Annotated in this window: 16 protein-coding genes and 1 tRNA gene; 10 read left to right on the forward strand and 7 right to left on the reverse strand. The window is 59.4% G+C overall.

Features of this window, described 5'->3' with window-relative positions; all coding sequences use genetic code 11:
* The 4 genes from AC0GNR_RS18115 to AC0GNR_RS18130 form a co-directional block, all read left to right on the forward strand.
* Positions 1-987, forward strand: a 987-nt coding sequence (locus AC0GNR_RS18115) for an IS630 family transposase (RefSeq protein WP_472902224.1), incomplete at its 5' end; no start/stop codon positions are given.
* Positions 988-1,177: 190 nt separating this feature from the next.
* The gene (locus AC0GNR_RS18120; RefSeq protein ID WP_472902225.1) at positions 1,178-1,636 is read left to right on the forward strand and encodes a MerR family transcriptional regulator; all 459 of its coding nucleotides are present in this window, start codon (positions 1,178-1,180) and stop codon (positions 1,634-1,636) included.
* 35 nt (positions 1,637-1,671) lie between these two features.
* Positions 1,672-1,748: transfer RNA gene (locus AC0GNR_RS18125), tRNA-Pro, on the forward strand.
* A 510-nt stretch (positions 1,749-2,258) separates the two neighbouring features.
* On the forward strand, positions 2,259-2,660 hold the full coding sequence (locus AC0GNR_RS18130; RefSeq protein ID WP_472902226.1) for a hypothetical protein: 402 nt from the start codon (positions 2,259-2,261) through the stop codon (positions 2,658-2,660).
* 52 nt (positions 2,661-2,712) lie between these two features.
* Here the strand turns inward: AC0GNR_RS18130 and AC0GNR_RS18135 are convergent, their stop codons facing one another.
* The 5 genes from AC0GNR_RS18135 to AC0GNR_RS18155 all read right to left on the reverse strand — a co-directional run bounded on the left by AC0GNR_RS18135 (position 2,713) and on the right by AC0GNR_RS18155 (position 7,937).
* Positions 2,713-3,318 carry a hypothetical protein gene (locus AC0GNR_RS18135; protein WP_472902227.1) on the reverse strand — a complete coding sequence of 202 codons (606 nt, stop codon included), beginning with the start codon at positions 3,316-3,318 and terminating at the stop codon, positions 2,713-2,715.
* Positions 3,319-3,456: 138 nt separating this feature from the next.
* Complete coding sequence (locus AC0GNR_RS18140; RefSeq protein ID WP_472902228.1) at positions 3,457-4,257, reverse strand: hypothetical protein; 801 nt, start codon at positions 4,255-4,257, stop codon at positions 3,457-3,459.
* 26 nt (positions 4,258-4,283) lie between these two features.
* Positions 4,284-4,637, reverse strand: a complete 354-nt coding sequence (locus tag AC0GNR_RS18145; protein ID WP_472902229.1) for a hypothetical protein — start codon at positions 4,635-4,637, stop codon at positions 4,284-4,286.
* Positions 4,637-7,582, reverse strand: a complete 2,946-nt coding sequence (locus AC0GNR_RS18150; protein ID WP_472902230.1) for a hypothetical protein — start codon at positions 7,580-7,582, stop codon at positions 4,637-4,639. The genes AC0GNR_RS18145 and AC0GNR_RS18150 overlap by 1 nt, the downstream gene beginning before the upstream one ends.
* A 106-nt stretch (positions 7,583-7,688) precedes the next feature.
* The gene (locus tag AC0GNR_RS18155) at positions 7,689-7,937 is read right to left on the reverse strand and encodes a helix-turn-helix transcriptional regulator (protein WP_472902231.1); all 249 of its coding nucleotides are present in this window, start codon (positions 7,935-7,937) and stop codon (positions 7,689-7,691) included.
* A 278-nt stretch (positions 7,938-8,215) separates the two neighbouring features.
* Between AC0GNR_RS18155 and AC0GNR_RS18160 the strand changes: the two genes are divergently transcribed.
* Together AC0GNR_RS18160 and AC0GNR_RS18165 are read left to right on the forward strand one after the other, a co-directional pair.
* A complete protein-coding gene (locus AC0GNR_RS18160) occupies positions 8,216-8,581 on the forward strand; it encodes a type II toxin-antitoxin system RelE/ParE family toxin (protein ID WP_472902232.1) in 366 nt (121 codons plus the stop codon).
* A complete protein-coding gene (locus AC0GNR_RS18165; RefSeq protein WP_472902237.1) occupies positions 8,574-8,900 on the forward strand; it encodes an XRE family transcriptional regulator in 327 nt (108 codons plus the stop codon). The genes AC0GNR_RS18160 and AC0GNR_RS18165 overlap by 8 nt, the downstream gene beginning before the upstream one ends.
* A 25-nt stretch (positions 8,901-8,925) precedes the next feature.
* Here the strand turns inward: AC0GNR_RS18165 and AC0GNR_RS18170 are convergent, their stop codons facing one another.
* On the reverse strand, positions 8,926-9,720 hold the full coding sequence (locus tag AC0GNR_RS18170; RefSeq protein WP_472902233.1) for a hypothetical protein: 795 nt from the start codon (positions 9,718-9,720) through the stop codon (positions 8,926-8,928).
* On the reverse strand, positions 9,717-10,970 hold the full coding sequence (locus AC0GNR_RS18175) for a hypothetical protein (RefSeq protein ID WP_472902234.1): 1,254 nt from the start codon (positions 10,968-10,970) through the stop codon (positions 9,717-9,719). Before AC0GNR_RS18175 ends, AC0GNR_RS18170 begins: the two co-directional genes overlap by 4 nt.
* Before the next feature lie 195 nt (positions 10,971-11,165).
* On the opposite strand from AC0GNR_RS18175, the gene AC0GNR_RS18180 reads away from it, so the two are divergent.
* The 4 genes from AC0GNR_RS18180 to AC0GNR_RS18195 all read left to right on the forward strand — a co-directional run.
* Entirely contained in the window at positions 11,166-14,504 is a 3,339-nt protein-coding gene (locus AC0GNR_RS18180) for a helicase-related protein (RefSeq protein WP_472902235.1), read from the forward strand.
* On the forward strand, positions 14,501-15,166 hold the full coding sequence (locus AC0GNR_RS18185; protein WP_472902236.1) for a DUF4391 domain-containing protein: 666 nt from the start codon (positions 14,501-14,503) through the stop codon (positions 15,164-15,166). The genes AC0GNR_RS18180 and AC0GNR_RS18185 overlap by 4 nt, the downstream gene beginning before the upstream one ends.
* Before the next feature lie 81 nt (positions 15,167-15,247).
* Complete coding sequence (locus AC0GNR_RS18190; RefSeq protein WP_472902238.1) at positions 15,248-15,700, forward strand: hypothetical protein; 453 nt, start codon at positions 15,248-15,250, stop codon at positions 15,698-15,700.
* On the forward strand, positions 15,606-15,949 hold a 344-nt coding region (locus AC0GNR_RS18195; RefSeq protein WP_472901300.1), incomplete at its 3' end, for a transposase. The genes AC0GNR_RS18190 and AC0GNR_RS18195, both read left to right, overlap by 95 nt.

A 15,949-nucleotide genomic window follows, 5' to 3' on the forward strand; every position in this document is an offset into this window, starting at 1 on the left:
CGCAAACAGGTCGTGAGGCTGTACAGACAAGGCACCAAGATCATGCAGATCGTCACGATGACGGGGCTGAGCTACCCGACAGTGCGAACGGCTATCGATCTGTTTGACGCTGGCGGCTGGGGTGCGATACGTCCCGCTGTTCGTGGACGAGCCAGAGGCGATGGCCGGGTGCTCGGTCAGGCGCAGGAAGACACCATCCAGCGCCTGATCATCGACAAACGCCCCGAGCAGCTCAAGATGGATTTCAGCTTGTGGAGCCGGGCCGCAGTGGGTCAGCTCATCGAACAGGAATTTGGCATCAAGCTGCAAGTGCGCAGCATCGGCAAGTACCTCACCCGCTGGGGCTTCACACCGCAAAAGCCCATCAAGCGCGCTTACGAGCAAAGCCCTGCTGCCGTGCAGGCTTGGTTGGAGGGCGAGTACCCCGGCATTGAGCAGCGCGCCAGGGCCGAGGGGGCCGAGATTCACTGGGGCGACGAGACGGCCTTGGTCAACACCGATGTGCGCGGCAGGAGCTTCGCGCCAGCGGGCAAAACACCGGTGGCCATGGCCGTGGGCGGCACCCGTCAAAAGCTCTCCATGATTGCCACGGTGACCAACCAGGGCAAGACGCGGTGGATGATCATTGACGAGGCTTTCGATGCTGAGAAGCTCATCGAATTCCTACAAGCTTTGATCAAGGACGCGGGTAAAAAAGTCTTTCTGATTCTGGACAACCTGCGGGTCCACCACAGCAAGCTGGTGAAGGCTTGGGTGGCTGAGCGGCAGGACCAGATCGAGTTGTTCTACCTGCCCAGCTACAGCCCACAGCTCAACCCAGAGGAGCGGCTCAATGCGGACTTGAAGCAGGAGATGGGCAAGCGCGTGCCGGTGCGAACCAAGGCCAAGCTACGCGATGCGGCCAACGATCACATGGCGATGCTGGAGCAAAACCCCGAGCGCGTCATGAGCTACTTCCAGGACCATCACGTTCGATATGCAGCTTAAGACTTCACAGGGCCGGATCAATAGGTGTCACAGATGCCTGGGTTTTTTTTCGTCTGTGGTGTTTAGCCAAATGTCGCCCCATGGCCGTGTTCGTTGTTTCAAGACCTTGCGTAGAAATTTCGATCAACGCAACCACTGAGCGCTGTGTTAGAGTAAATTTCAAGCTTCGGTCTGTACCGCCTTGATTTTCATGGAAAAAACACTTCCCCCCATTCCGGCCAAACGCTATTTCACCATCGGTGAAGTCGGCGAGTTGTGTGGAGTCAAGCCTCACGTGCTGCGCTATTGGGAGCAGGAATTCACCCAGCTGCGCCCCATGAAGCGCCGAGGCAACCGCCGCTATTACCAACATCACGAAGTGCTCATGATCCGGCGCATACGTGAGCTGCTCTACGACCAGGGGTTCACGATCAGCGGCGCACGCAACAAGCTCCAGGAGATCGTTCAGGCAGAGCGCGAGAAGCGCCGCAACGATGGCGATGAGGCGATCGATGTCATCGATCTTGAGTTGGATGATTTGCCGCAAGCTGAATCCGCGATAACGGGCGAGTCATCGATGGATGCCGCAGGGCAGGGCTCCGGCGCCTTGTTGCGCGACATGCGACGCGAGTTGGTAGAAATTCGTGAGCTTCTTTTGCATCAGGCCTGAAACGCATCATTTGCCGACTATAATATGAGGCTTGTCGGCGTGTAGCGCAGCCTGGTAGCGCACTTGCATGGGGTGCAAGGGGTCGCGAGTTCGAATCCCGCCACGCCGACCATATGAATCAAGGACTTAGCTTCGAAAGGGGCTAAGTCCTTTCTTCTTTGTGCCTTCAAAATCGTCCATTGTCCCAACCGTTGTCCCAACCGTGGGCAAAGCTGGGAATGATCCCAGTCGTTGTTGCGGGCATGCGACACAGACAATGTCGGCGGTTGACCCCAGCGAGTGCAGGGCTTGTACGAGCGACATGGGGTGTGACTGGGACTCAGTAGCTGGGTGACAACGCAGAAACGTCCAGCGTTCATCCAGTTCGTTTTGCGGTACTGTGAATAGCTGCTTGCGCTAATCTCGATTTGAAACGACACGCCCTTGAACACAAGCTCCCATGTCCCTTCCCGTACTCCTTCTTGCCTGTGATACCTGTGGCGAAACTGTCCCAACGGGTCCGTACCTTTCCGCGCTCTACAAGATCCCCGATGGCAAGAATTTCCCGCTTCGATGGACCTTGGGCTGGTGCAATTTGTGCGGACGAGCAAGGCGCGTGGAGGACTGGCCGTCAGGCGAGGACTTGGACAACGACGCCGCTGCCGTGGTTCGGGAGTGGGGGGAATGCCCAGATCAGCTAGAAGGGTGGAGGCAAGAGAAACTGGACGACATCGAGACCTATCGGCGCCTGCAGCCCCTTCGCACCACCCCGAATCACTGCTTGAACTGTGGCGGTACCGATCTGTTGTCATGGTCATACAACAGCGAGGGAGAACTCACGGTAAGTCCACATAGAGGCTGCCCAGGTTTGTTCCGTCAAGTGGAGGATCCTGACGGCATGCGCTTCATGCTTGTCGATGAGTCTGATCTGTACTCAATCAATGGCACAGGCCTGGGACGAGTGCCGAATGGTCCGACACTCCCCACTGGCCTGACCATAGACGACATTGACGATCTGGATCTTTCGCCTTTGTGGAAGTCCTGAAGCGTCGGCTGTGTGTTGCTGACAGTGCGACAGACGATATTGCGAAACAGATTCACCCATTCAACAACTTGTGCACCAAATCCAGCTTGCGACCCATATCCTGCAAGCTGACCTGCACAAGCGCATGGTGCTGGCTTGTGAGCCGCAGGTAGGTCTTCCAGTGCATGCCTTTGGGCTTGCCGCCAGCGCCATTGACGATTCCAGCCGGCCAATCCAAGCGTTTGCGCAGCTTGTTTGCCCTGGTGGTTGCCCGGTCGCCCGCACCTTCCTTTTGCGTGGCGTAGCCCAATCTGCCGCAAACGCGACAAGCAAAATACCGGCCCGGCGCGTACAACACGGCCACCCGCTTGCTGCACCGGGGGCAGGTGAACCAGTGGCGCTGTCCGCCCAGGTGGCAGGGTGAGGTTTGCGTTTGAACCCTTTGCTCGACCACTTCAGCGGTGCTTTTGATGCGCCATGACAACACCATGCTTTGCAGGTCCACCCGGATGCTGATGCCCGCCACCTGCCGGTCGTTCACAAACCACTGCCAGCTAAAGCCGCTACCCGGCACCAGCAAGCCTTTTCGGGTGATCTTGCGGATGTCCAGCGGCATGGAATTGTTGGTCTCCGGTTTGCCGTTGTAGGTGCTGCGTCGCCCACTCCCACGTCCGCCCATTTTTACTCTCCTGTTTTTATCGAAATCAATTGGCAAGTTGAGCAGGCGCTGTGGACTGAAAGCCCATGAACCGATCCGGAACCCGCATGGATACGGTGTTTTTGGTGTGTTGGGTGGTGCCTGAATGTGCGCGTGTATTCACCCTGCGCGGCTGCTTCGGAGGTCTTTGAGCTTGATCAGCATGGCCAGCGTGCGCTCAAACTTGCGATCCAGGTGGGTCTCGTAGCGCGAGAGCTTTTCCAGCTTGTAGGCTTGCAGCCCTTCGCCGATGGTCTGATTGACGATGGCGTCGTGATGGCGGGATTCTTTTTCTTGCTGGTAGACGAAGGGCATGACATGCTCGGTGATGAAAGCTGCCAGCCCCGTGGCATCGGCGCTGTACTCTTCATCATCCACATAGTTTTGCCACCACTCGCGCGTATCGGGCAGCAGGGCGCGCAGGGCTTTGTCATAGGCGCGGTCGCCGCCTTTGTGCAGGATGGCACGGGCCTTGTTGGTGGCATCTATGTCGTGCCGGGCGGATTGCTGGCTCTCTGCCACATCCGCCGGTTTCAGATCCATGAGGCTCCGAATGTCGGTGTTCTCACCTGACAGGCCCATTTCAAACGGTGCGGCCGCCGGAATGACGGTCTTCGCGCTGCGAGCGGATTCTTTCAAGCCCTTGTTGATGGTGGCCCCCTCGGCTTGCAGCACCCGACGCTTGCGCCAGATCACGCTGGCCAGTTCCTCAATCAGGTGCTGCTCGGTCGCGCCCGCTGGCAGGTGTTCATCCATCAGCGAGTTGACAAGGCTTTCGTAGTCGGCATGGCTCTCGTGGCTGAGCACCGTGTAGCGGCTCAGGATGCCGTGCTTGAGGGCGTTGAAACGGACAACTTCATAGGGTTGAGTCCCGGGCTCAGATGTGGGCATCAGGGGAGCGGTGTTGGTGGCGGTGTTCATGATGGGCTTTCGAGAATTAGGTCAGGTCAAACGCAATACGACCGCCACAGCGCCATGCCTAGGCCACAGCGTTGTGCGTCTTGCGAACCCCGCCCGGCAGCAATGCAGATGGGGCACTTGAAGTGGTGGGCGTGATAAGCCGCTGCCAGTTCTTTCCAGTCCACAGGGTCATCGGGTGGATCCGGTGCGTGGCTGGCACCATCGTTGGCTGCCGTCAACCAGTCGATCAACAGCGCCTTGCTGCTGCGGATGAGGTCGCGCAGGTCGGCGGTCAAGTGGCTGGACGGTGCCACGGCCAGGCCGCCCCCGGGAGCCAGGGAGAGGTTCAGTCCGGCATGCCAAAGCTGGGCCACGACGATTTCTACGGCCTGTGTGGTCATCAGAAAATCTCCACGTCATCAAGTCGGCTTGCATTCGCTGTGTCATCAACGGCCTGAATCTCGCAACTCGGCGCAACTCTCGCAACTGCGGGGATTGCCTTGTCCGTTGCGGCGCGCTCCACCGTGCGCACCACGGTCCACCGCTTGAGGCCGTTGGTCTTGTTGCCCAACACAAGCCGCAGGCCGGTACAAAGCTGACCGGCGTGGCGCTCCAGCCAGCGGCCCAAAATGCGCACGTTGAGCTTGCCGTTTTGCCCCGCGATTTCGTCGAGCGCATCAAACAAGACGGACTGAGCACCAAACTGTTCCGTGGCTTTGGTGATGGCCTGGGCCGGTGACGTTGGCGTGGTGCCAAAGGTCGTTATCCAGGCATTCAGCAATGCCGCCAGCTTCGACGTTTCCGGGTTCTCGGATGCAGCGCGGTCAATGGACTCCGCAGGATCAACAAAGGTGGGCAAGGCCGTCAAGTCTCGGCCCGACTCCAACATGCGTTCCCTGAGCCAGCACAAGGGTTGCCGCACCAAGTCATCCCACAGCTCAAACGACGCAATGCGCCCTTTGGCAACCTTGGGCCTACCTGCGGCGATGTAGGCCCGGACGATGGTCAGTGCGGCCACCACCAGGGCTTGGCGGTGGTTGCAGACCTCGGTGAGCGGGTCAAACTCGAACTCGCGTTTGAAGGGCGTTTCAATTTGCGCGTCCAGTCGTGCCAGCAAGATCCTTCGGTGGGTGTCGCCCGTCAACACCAGGTTGTTGCCCGACACCAGAAACAGAGCGCGGTTGGGCAACTCCACGTTCTCAGACACACCCAGCACGCGGTCGGCAAACAGAGACGATGTCAAGAACGAGTCGATCACCGAATTGCCCAGCGGCTCGCGCACGTTGTCCCACAGCAGCACCTTGAAGCCTCCGCGCAGTGCAGCAAACAGGCGCTTTCGGCATTCGTCCTCTTCATTGGTGGGTGGCAGCACGGCCACATCACCTCCAGTCGCCAGGGCGCCGATGCACTTGGCCAGCAGGGTCTTGCCGGTGCCCGCCGCTGGCGCGTCAAAGCCGGTGGCCGGGCAGGTGGGCAGGGCAGGGCGCAAACACGCGGCCAGCATGGCGGCGAGGGTCACGCCCACGGCCACTTCGTCGGCAAATGGAAATTGGCGCACTGGGTGCCACAGCTTGGCCAATGCGTCCAGGGCTTGATCGGCAGTGGGTGCGGACGGCACGGCCAGCGGATAGGCTTCGGCGGTGACGTACATCAGCCCCGTCGCTGAGTCATGGCCGGGCTCGTCCAGCGCACTGCCATCGGGCCGCAAGGTGGGTGCCGTGGTGACCGCCGTCAACTTCCGGAAGTTGCGGCCGCCGTGTTTGGCGATGATGGCTTTCGCAATGTAGGTGGGAGCGTCTTCTGGGATTTCCCGCGTGGAAGTGACGTTGCCATCGTCATCCCGCTCGGTCTTGACGCTGTAGAACTCGGCCACCCGGCCCGCATGGTCCACCAGCCAGTCGCAGCTGACTGGCGTGGCCTTGCCATCTGCAACAAACGCAATGGCATTGGTCCCAAAGTCAAACAGTTCGCTGCGGTCACGCAAAACATGCAGCAACGCATCGGTGGCGTCCACCCGCATGCCCCGACCCAATTGAACCCGCGCCGATTGGCGACGCAGCTCGTAGCGCATGCCGCCATGCCGGTGTGAAAACAGGTCAGGGCGGGTGCCGTTCAGCAGCCGGGCCACGGCCACACGCTTGTCTGCGTCCGGGTCCAGCGGATCGGCAAAACGGGTGTTGTGCCAGCGGTGGGGGTTGTCCAGCAACTGCGCCACGTTCACCACCTGGCCGTCGGCACAGGTCAATTCAAAGTCACCCATCAACACCTGATGCGCCGCAGCGCGCTCCAGCACGTTGGTTGCCTGTGCCAGTTTGATGCCACGGCGTTGCGCCAGGGCAGGGGCCTTGTCGGCTACCCAGCTGCGCCGGGCGGCATCGCATCTTTCAGCCACTGCTGCGCGCGCGGCCTTGAGCCCGGCCTGGGCCTGCTTCTTGACGGCGGATGACGCGCTGTCGATCAGCAGGTGCAGGTTGAACTGGGCGGTGGCGTCGCCGTAGACCACACCTTCGACGCCGCAGCGGGTCACCCCATCCACCAGAACGGGTGGCCCGGCAAAGTCCAGCCGCTCAGGCTGCCACACGGAAACATCCACCAGGCAACGCGCCAGCCGTTGGCCTGCGGCGCCCACATCGCACCAGCCCCCGCCCGGTGTGGCCCACAGAAAGGCCTCCAGAGCCTTGCCCGCCTCGGGGATCAGCGAGGCGTCTGCCACGGGAATGTACAAACGGTGCCGGGTCAGACCAGACAAGGCGCTGCCGTCCGGCCCCACACATCCTGCCGAAGCGCTGGGCCGCCAGAGCATGGGTGCATGGGCCAACGCGGGTGCAGCGGCAATCAGGCGATCACGGAACTGGACTGGCGACAACTCGCCATCGGGCAAACCATCGTGATCCAGCATCATCACGCCCGGCGCAGCCAGAAACTGAAAGTTCTCGCGGGTGCGTGCAATGGCACCTGCTTGCTGCGCCTCGGTATCCCCTTGCGTGCAGACCGCCACGGTATCTTCTTGGGTCAAACCCCAGGTGACAGCCTGCGCACTGGTCAGTGCATCCAAGTGGGACTTGAGGCCATTCAGGTCAGCCACCACCACACGCTGCGCCTGGCCTTGGCCCAGCAGGGCAGCCGTCTCCTTGCGCATGCCGCCTTTGGCGTCCAGGCCGATGATTTTGGTGAGCCGGGCCGGTTGGATGCCAGTAATGACCGTGAAGGCCAATGGCCTTTGGGGTGGCTCTTTGGGCGTGGTTGGCGCCGCATCACCCGCGTAGAGCGCTTCGCAGTTGCCAGAGTTGTCTGGCGTTGCGAGATTTTGGGTCGCCAGCCAAGACGGGTCTGTCAGGTCGCTCATACGAACCCTTTCATCGCAAGACCGAAGAGGATTGCAGCTGCATTAGGGGCTGACTGGATCAGCCAGCAGGCGAGGGTGTGAAATGCATCTTTCATGTCGCCGGCCCTCAAATGGCAGTCAGTTCTTTGCGTTTGGCGTGCAGCAACTCGACCAGCTCTCGGATTTCGGCGTCGGACTTGCCGAAAACGCGCGCAGCGTTCAACGCTTCAACCTCACGGGAAGGCCAGCCGACAGCGCGCGGCCCCAGGCTGACGGGCTTGGTCCAAAGACCCTGGGAAATGCGCAGGTAGATGGTGGAGCGGGAGTAGCCTGAGCGGCTTTTGGCGGCTGGAATACGCAGGATGGTGGTCGTCATGGTGGGTCCTCTTTGGCGGCTATGGAACAAACTCAGACGCAGTGTGTTTGGGCGTTTTGGGCGATAAAAGGCCCATGCGGCGGCCTGCAGCGAGCTGTCTTCAGAGGAGGCAGGTGGGCAGGTTGCCTGGAACAAAACAGCAAGAAACAGCTGGTTGTCAGGCGTACAAGTTGGGCGAAAACTTTCCGCCCAACTATTTCAAGCCAATGGGTTCATGAGTCCAAAACGATCCCGAAGCATGCTCTTGACGGAATATTCCATGGAGGCTATATTTGCGCATGACTTGGGATGTTGAATACACAGACGAATTTGGTGACTGGTGGGCCAGCCTGTCGGAAGACGAGCAGGTTTCATTGGCTGCCTCTGTGCAGTTGCTGGAAGCGCGGGGGCCAGCGTTGGGGCACCCACACAGCAGCGGCATCCATGGTTCCAAGCACGGGCATATGCGCGAACTTCGCACCCAGCATGGCGGGCGACCATTTCGCACGCTGTACGCATTCGATCCGCGCCGAATGGCGATTCTTTTGATTGGCGGCGACAAGACGGGCGACGACCGCTGGTATGACGTGAATGTGCCGATTGCCGACCGGCTGTATGACCAGCACCTGGAACAACTTCGACGTGAAGGAGCGATTGATGGCTAAGAAATTTACAGAACTGCGCGCAGGCATGAGCCAGGCCGCGCGTGAGAAGGCGGATGGCATGGCCCGGCAGATGTTGGCTGAAATGCCGCTTAATGAGTTGCGCCAAGCCCGTGGCCTGTCTCAAAAGATGTTGGCCGAAGTGCTGCATGTGCAGCAGCCGTCAATTGCCAAGATCGAAAAACGGACCGACATGTACCTGTCCACCCTGCGTAGCCACATCGAGGCCATGGGCGGCGAACTGGAAGTGATTGCGCGGTTTCCAGACGGGTCGGTCAAGATCAACAACTTTACCGACTTGGGGGCTGCCAGCCCGCTTTGATTGCCGGTGGCTGACCTGCTGGCGCTCAGGCCAGCATGTGTTTCTTGATGGTGCTGGCGTCGCGGCCTTTCGCAACGGCGGTTTTGGCGATCTGCTGCGAGTACCAAACGTCCGATTTGTCTGGGCTCCTTTTGCGCAAAGCGCGGTACGCCTTTTGCCAGGTGGCGTACATGTCCTGCGTGTCGATCTTGCGCGCCTCGCGCTTGGCGGTGCTGGGCGTGTGGCGCGGGTCGGCGGTGGTGGCTGCATCCACCATTTGGCGAATCACCGCCTGATCCAGCGTGAAACTGCCATCCTCGAAGCCGATGACATCCGCCAGTGGCATTGCATCCGCTCCCACTACCAGTGCCACATGCCCCTGCACGCGCAGGCTCAGCATCTGGGTGCGCTTGTTTCCTCTCGCCATGCCAATGGGCAGCAAACCATCTTCCGAAGGCTGCACGGTGGTTTGTTGAAGGCCAAGACCGGCAGCAACAAACCCGCACACCGCTTTGGCATCACAGCGCCATTGGGCCAGCCGGGCGGCGGGGACGGGCACACGGTTGATGTCGCTGCGCTTGTCGCAAACCACAAAAGACGTCGCCACCGTCGCGTTCAGGCGCGTCAGCGTGTGCACGGTCATGCTGCTGCATTCCTGTTCGCAGCCGGGGCAAACTACGCTTTTGGCGGGGCGCGCTTTCAGCAGCAAATTTTGTGACTTCAGAGCGGCCACTGCCGCCGTGGGCCACTGGTTCAACTCTTCCGTGCTGACCGTGACAGACTTGCCCAGCCTCGCGCCAACGCGGCCCAGCAACTCGATCAAGGCGGCTTGGGGCGTCATTCCACGGTGACGGATTCCGCAGCGGTGGCGGTGGCGGTGGGATCGGGTGTGACCTCGTCTTCAGGTTCGCGCGGTTCAATGCCAGAAGCACTGAGCATGTCGCGCAGCTTCAGGCCCAGTTCGTCGTACTTGAGCGAGCAGGAGTTGGGGTAGGTGATGTGGATGTTCACCGTCTTGGGTGGCCGGTCGACCTCTACCACCATGGACACAGCCAGGTCCACTTGGGTGACGCTGTACTGTGCCATGGGCATGGCGGTTTGAATGCGATCCAGCAAGGCGTACACGGCTTGCGGGTCTTGGCTGGTATCCGCTTCCAGCGAGATGCGTTCACCCTTAGTGGCCCGTGACGACAGGCGCAGCTTCTTGACGATAACGCCTTCAATGCCACTGCCCAGCTCGTAACTGAATTCAAAATTGCGCTGGCGCAGCGGCCCCAGGTCATACACCCGCGAGTCCTTGGGGTCGGGTGGCAGTTCGGGCAATTGCAGAATGGTTTCGGCAAACATGGCTTGCAGCGGCTCGATGGCCTTGAAGGAGCCGCGGTAGTTCAGGTCCAGCGTGCCTTCGGACTGTGAGTAGACAAAGATCACCTCAAAAGCCGGGTTGTGCGGGCGAATGCTGAACCGCCCGTTCTCCCACTCGGGGCTTTGCTGTGAATAGTCTTCGGGGTAGGCAAAGAAGTAGTCGCGGTCACCCCGACGGTAGGGCTCCACCACGCAGTTGTTGCCCCGGCCTTCGGTGTGGTGAAAATAGGTGCGGATGCGATTGGCCAGTGCCTGGATGCTGGCCGTGTCCACTGAAGCGGCCTTGTGCGACAGGTTCTTGCGCTTGCGCCAGTAAGGCAGCGTGTCTGCGTGGTGAAAATGCTTTGCACCGCGCCAAAACGTGTTGTAGTCCAGATACGTGACCATGGCGCGCTCAAAGTGGTTGACCATAGCGGCCAGCTTTTCAGTGAAGGCATTGGCGGCGTTCGGGTCTGCATCTTGAGCCAGATGCCATTGGGCCTCGTCCAGAATGGCGCGGCAACCCTTCTCGCAACTCATCTCAAAGATGTCGCGAAATTCGGCATCCATGGTGTTGCGCTGGGCCTCGGGCAAGGCCAGCCAGGCGGCAAACAACTCGTCGTGCCGGGTCTCGGACATGGCGGCAAAGTCGAACTCGCTAAACACCGTGCGCCCCGCAAAGTAGCGGGCCAACAGGGCGTTGGGCATGTGCCGAAAAAAGTCTCGGGTCGAGTAATGACGGGCCATGTGTCCTCCCTGCTGGACGGTGGAATCAGCAGATGGCGTACGCTATCGGACGCCTCTATGCTTTGTAGTAAATTGGAGTATATACACGGCCTCATAGCTGTATAGCGAGCAGCTATTGCCTCGTTGCTGCGCATGGTCGGGCGGGTGGCGCTCTCGTGCTCGAAGGATTCACACAAAGAGCCACGAAAACTGAGCATGAAACTCATCGACAACATCAACGACCTGCTGGGCGACGACATCAAGCAGTCTGTTCCGCCAGGCGCGCGGCTCAAAATCGCCGCATCGTGCTTCTCCATTTACGCCTATGAGGCCTTGAAGCGCGAGTTGGAATCGGTCGAGTCGTTCGAGTTCATCTTCACGTCCCCCACGTTCATGCCCGATGAGGTAACCGACGCCGCCAAGAAAGAGCGGCGCGAGTTCCATATCCCCAAGTTACCCTCCGAAACCCAGAGTGAGCGCAGTTTCTACGGCACCGAATTCGAGGTGCAGCTTAAAAACAAGCTGACCCAACGCGCCATTGCGCGCGAATGTGCCGACTGGATGCGCCGTAAAGCCAAGTTTCGCTCCAACAGTGGCGTGGCCCCCATGCAGCAGTTTGCAGCGGTGCAGGCCGCTGGACCCGCAGCGCCCAATGCGGTTTACATGCCGCTGCATGGCTTCACTGCCGTGGATTTGGGCTACCAGCGTGGCAATGCCGTGTCCAACATCGTCAACAAGTTCGATGAACCCGCCAACACCAGCGTATTCCTCAGCCTGTTTGACCAGATATGGGCTGATCCCGACAAGCTGAAAGACGTGACCAACCTGGTGTGTGAGCACATTGCGTCGGTTTACCAAGAGAATTCGCCCGAGCGCATCTACTTCCTGATGCTCTACAACATCTTCAACGAGTTCCTGGAAGACCTCAACGAAGATGTGCTGCCCAACGACCGCACCGGCTATCTGGACACATTGGTGTGGCAGAAGCTGTTCAACTTCCAGCGCGATGCCGCTACCGGCATCATCAACAAGCTGGAAACCTACAACGGCTGCATCCTGGCAGACAGCGTGGGCCTAGGCAAAACCTTCACGGCGCTGGCCGTCATCAAGTATTACGAGCTTCGCAACCGCTCTGTGCTGGTGCTGTGCCCCAAGAAGTTGGCCGACAACTGGTTGACCTACAACCGCAACCTCAAAACCAACATCTTCGCCAAAGACCGGTTCAATTACGAAGTGCTGTGCCACACCGACTTGCAGCGTACCAGCGGCGAATCCTTTGGCACCCCGCTCAACCGGGTGAATTGGGGTAATTACGACTTGGTGGTGATCGATGAGTCGCACAACTTTCGCAACAACGATGTCTACAAGGACAAGGAGACGCGCTACCAAAAGCTGATGAACACGGTCATCAAGCAGGGCGTCAAAACCAAGGTGCTGATGTTGTCCGCCACCCCGGTCAACAACCGTTTTAACGATCTGCGTAACCAACTGGCTTTGGCATATGAAGGCAACGCCGGGTTGCTGGGTGACAAGCTACGCACCGAGAAGGACATTGACGAGATATTCCGCCGCGCACAGACCGCGTTCAATATGTGGACCAAGCTGCCGCCAGAGGAGCGCACCGCCAGTGCCATCCTGGCCGCGCTGGACTTTGATTTTTTCGAGCTGCTGGACAGCGTCACCATTGCCCGGTCGCGCAAGCACATCGAGACGTTCTACGACACCAAGGACATTGGCACCTTCCCCGAACGCCTCAAACCCCTGTCATTCCACTGCCCGCTGACCCAGCGTACGGACGTTATCGGGTTCAACGACATCTTCAACCAGCTCAGCCTGTTAAAACTGGCCGTGTATGCGCCCGTGGGCTACATCCTGCCCAGCCGCATCAAGAAGTACGAAGACATGTACGACACCGAGGTGGCCAGCGGCGGCGGTAAGCTCAAACAGGCCGACCGCGAAAAGAGCCTGCAAGCGCTGATGACGGTCAACCTGCTCAAACGGCTGGAAAGTTCGGTCGCATCGTTCCGCCTCACATTGCAGAGCCTGCAAAGCAACCACCAGAAGGCGCTGGCCAAAATCACCGCCTTCAAAAAGTCAGGCAAAGCCGCCAAGTTCACCGACCACACGCCCGACTTTGAAGATGCCGACTTTGATGACGAGCTGTTGCCGGATCTGGATGACGACCAGGGTAGTGAAAGCAATTCAACTGGTGGCAAGGTGCAAATCGACCTGGGCGACATGGACTTGCCGTCCTGGGAACATGACCTTGGTGGTGACCTGGCCGTCATCGATGGGCTTTTGGCTGAAATGGCCAAAATCACCCCGGCGGACGATGCCAAGCTCCAACACCTTAAAGCGCAGATCGAGCAAAAGCTGGCGCACCCCTTCAACCCCGGCAACCGCAAGCTGTTGATATTCACCGCCTTCGCGGACACGGCCAATTACCTGTATGACAACCTGGCACCGGGCCTGTTCCACAAGCACGGCATCCATACCGGCAAAGTCACTGGTTCCACCGAACCCAAAACCACACTGCGGCTGGCTGCCAACCCTCGCCAGGGCGTGGATTTTCAAACCATGCTCACGCTGTTTGCACCTCGCGCCAAAGAAAAGGCGCTGACCATGCCGCATGAGCCGGGTGAAATCGACGTGATGATCGGCACCGATTGCATTTCCGAAGGTCAGAACTTGCAGGACTGCGACACCGTCATCAATTACGACATCCACTGGAACCCGGTGCGCATCATCCAGCGCTTTGGTCGGGTGGACCGCATTGGCTCCCCCAATGCACGCATCCAGTTGGTCAACTACTGGCCCGATATCAGCCTGGACGAGTACATCCGCCTCAAAGAGCGGGTGGAAAGCCGCATGATGATTGCCGACGTGACCGCCACAGGCGATGACAACGTGTTGTCAGCCCAATCCAACGACGTGGCCTACCGCAAGGAGCAATTGCGCCGCTTGCAAGAAGAAGTCATTGAAATGGAAGACCTCAAAACCGGGGTATCCATTACAGACCTGGGTCTGAACGACTTCCGCATGGACTTGCTGAACTATGTCAAAGCCCATGGCGACCTGGCCCGCCTGCCCAATGGCCTGCACGCCGTGGTGCCAGCCAACCCCGACAAAGGCTTAAAGCCCGGCGTCATATTTACGCTCCGCAACCGCCTGTTGAGTGGCACAGCCGGTGCCGTGGTGCAGCAAAAGAATCGCCTGCACCCGTACTACTTAGTTTACATCGGCATGGACGGCAGCGTCATTGCCGACCACATGGAGGTCAAGGCCCTGCTGGATTTGGCCCGCAATGCCTGCAAAGGCCGCAGCGAACCCGTGCCCGCAGCCTTTGAGCCATTCAACAAGGCGACCGACGATGGCCGCAACATGCGCATGTACTCCAATTTGCTGGACCAGGCCATTCACTCCATGATCGAGCGCCAGCAAGAGCAAGACGTGGACAGCCTGTTCTCGCCAGGGAAAACCAGCGCTCTGGTGGGAGAGATTGCCGGGCTCGAAGACTTCGAGCTGATCAGCTTCTTGGTGATTCAGGCCACATGACGACCCATGCACTTTTCGCTTGGCCGCCACAGGCAGCAGTGGGCCGCCCGGTAGCCAAGTCGAAAATCTACGCCCATGCCAAGCCCACGGCGGCATTGCGCGCGCTGTTTGTGGAGCAGGTGGAAAGCATCACCTGGACCTACAAGCTAGCGCCGGAGACCATCAATCTGCCTGCCAAGCCGGCAGTGCCCGAGATTGAGGTGTTTGAAGTCGCCTTGAAGTTGCCGGAAATCAGTCATTCGGTACTGCGCTGCATTGACAAGGCCATGCCGCGTCCCATCCTGTTCAACCTGCGGTTTGAGGGGCGTACCCAACCAATTGCAGCCTACAAACGGCCCAGCGATGCTGCCGGTGATCAGTGGGTGCTGGGGGACTACCATGCCGCGCCTTGGCAAAACGACGTTGACGCCAGGCCAGCATTACCCCTGGCGCTGGATTTGCAGGGCCTGTACGAACAGCTTTTGCGTCAGCATTTGGCCGGTCCGGCCCGTGCAGGTGAGTCATTGCGCGACCAGTTGGACCGACTGGCAACATTGGCAGCCAAACAGGCCGCAGCGGCCAAGCTGGAAGCCCGCCTGAACGCCGAAAAACAGTTCAACCGCAAGGTCGAGATCAACGCCCAGTTGCGTACCATTCGCACTGAACTGGAAGCGCTGACATGATCAGCGTCCAAACTGCCCGATTTGCTACTTATTCCATTGCTGCTCCCGCACATTCCACTGGAGCTAGAAGCCGAAAAGACCATGAATAAACTGAAAATGCATAGCCCAGATCTGACCCAAGCCAATATCGACAAACTGGTCGCTATTTCAGAGCTTTTTCCAAGCTGCGTGACCGAAGCTCTGGATGCTAAAGGCGTGCTCAGGAAAAGTGTGAACTTTGACCAGTTGCGCCAAGAGCTGTCCGACACCATCGTAGAAGGCCCGCAAGAACGGTATCAGCTCAATTGGCCCGGCAAGCGTGAGGCTCTGCTGACTGCCAATGCCCCCATTGCTAAGACGCTGCGCCCTTGCCGAGAAGAAAGCGTGGACTTCGACACCACGCAAAACTTGGCGGATTCAAAAGTGAAGTGCAACACCTGCCACCGAGTAAGGTCAGCAGATGCAAAGCAGCCCGCCCAGAAGGTATCAACAACTCCAGCCAGAGGACCGTATGACGCTGGCCAGTCTGGTCCAGCAGAATTTCAGCGTACGTGAGATGGCACTGGCCATGGGACGATCCGCCAGCACCATCAGCAGAGAGCTTCGACGCAACGCACAGCCAGCAGGCTACGCCAGCGCCACCGCGCGTGCCTGCGCCCAGCAGCGGCGTACGCAAGGCCGTCCCCCCAACAAGCTTCACCGCGACGGCGTGCTCTTTGATGTGGTGCGCCACTTTCTTAGCGAGCGTTGGTCTCCCGAACAGATTGCCCTGACACTGGGCGCCATCCTCCCCAAAGGCCATGA

It is taken from the genome of Hydrogenophaga sp. LT287 (assembly GCF_055702805.1).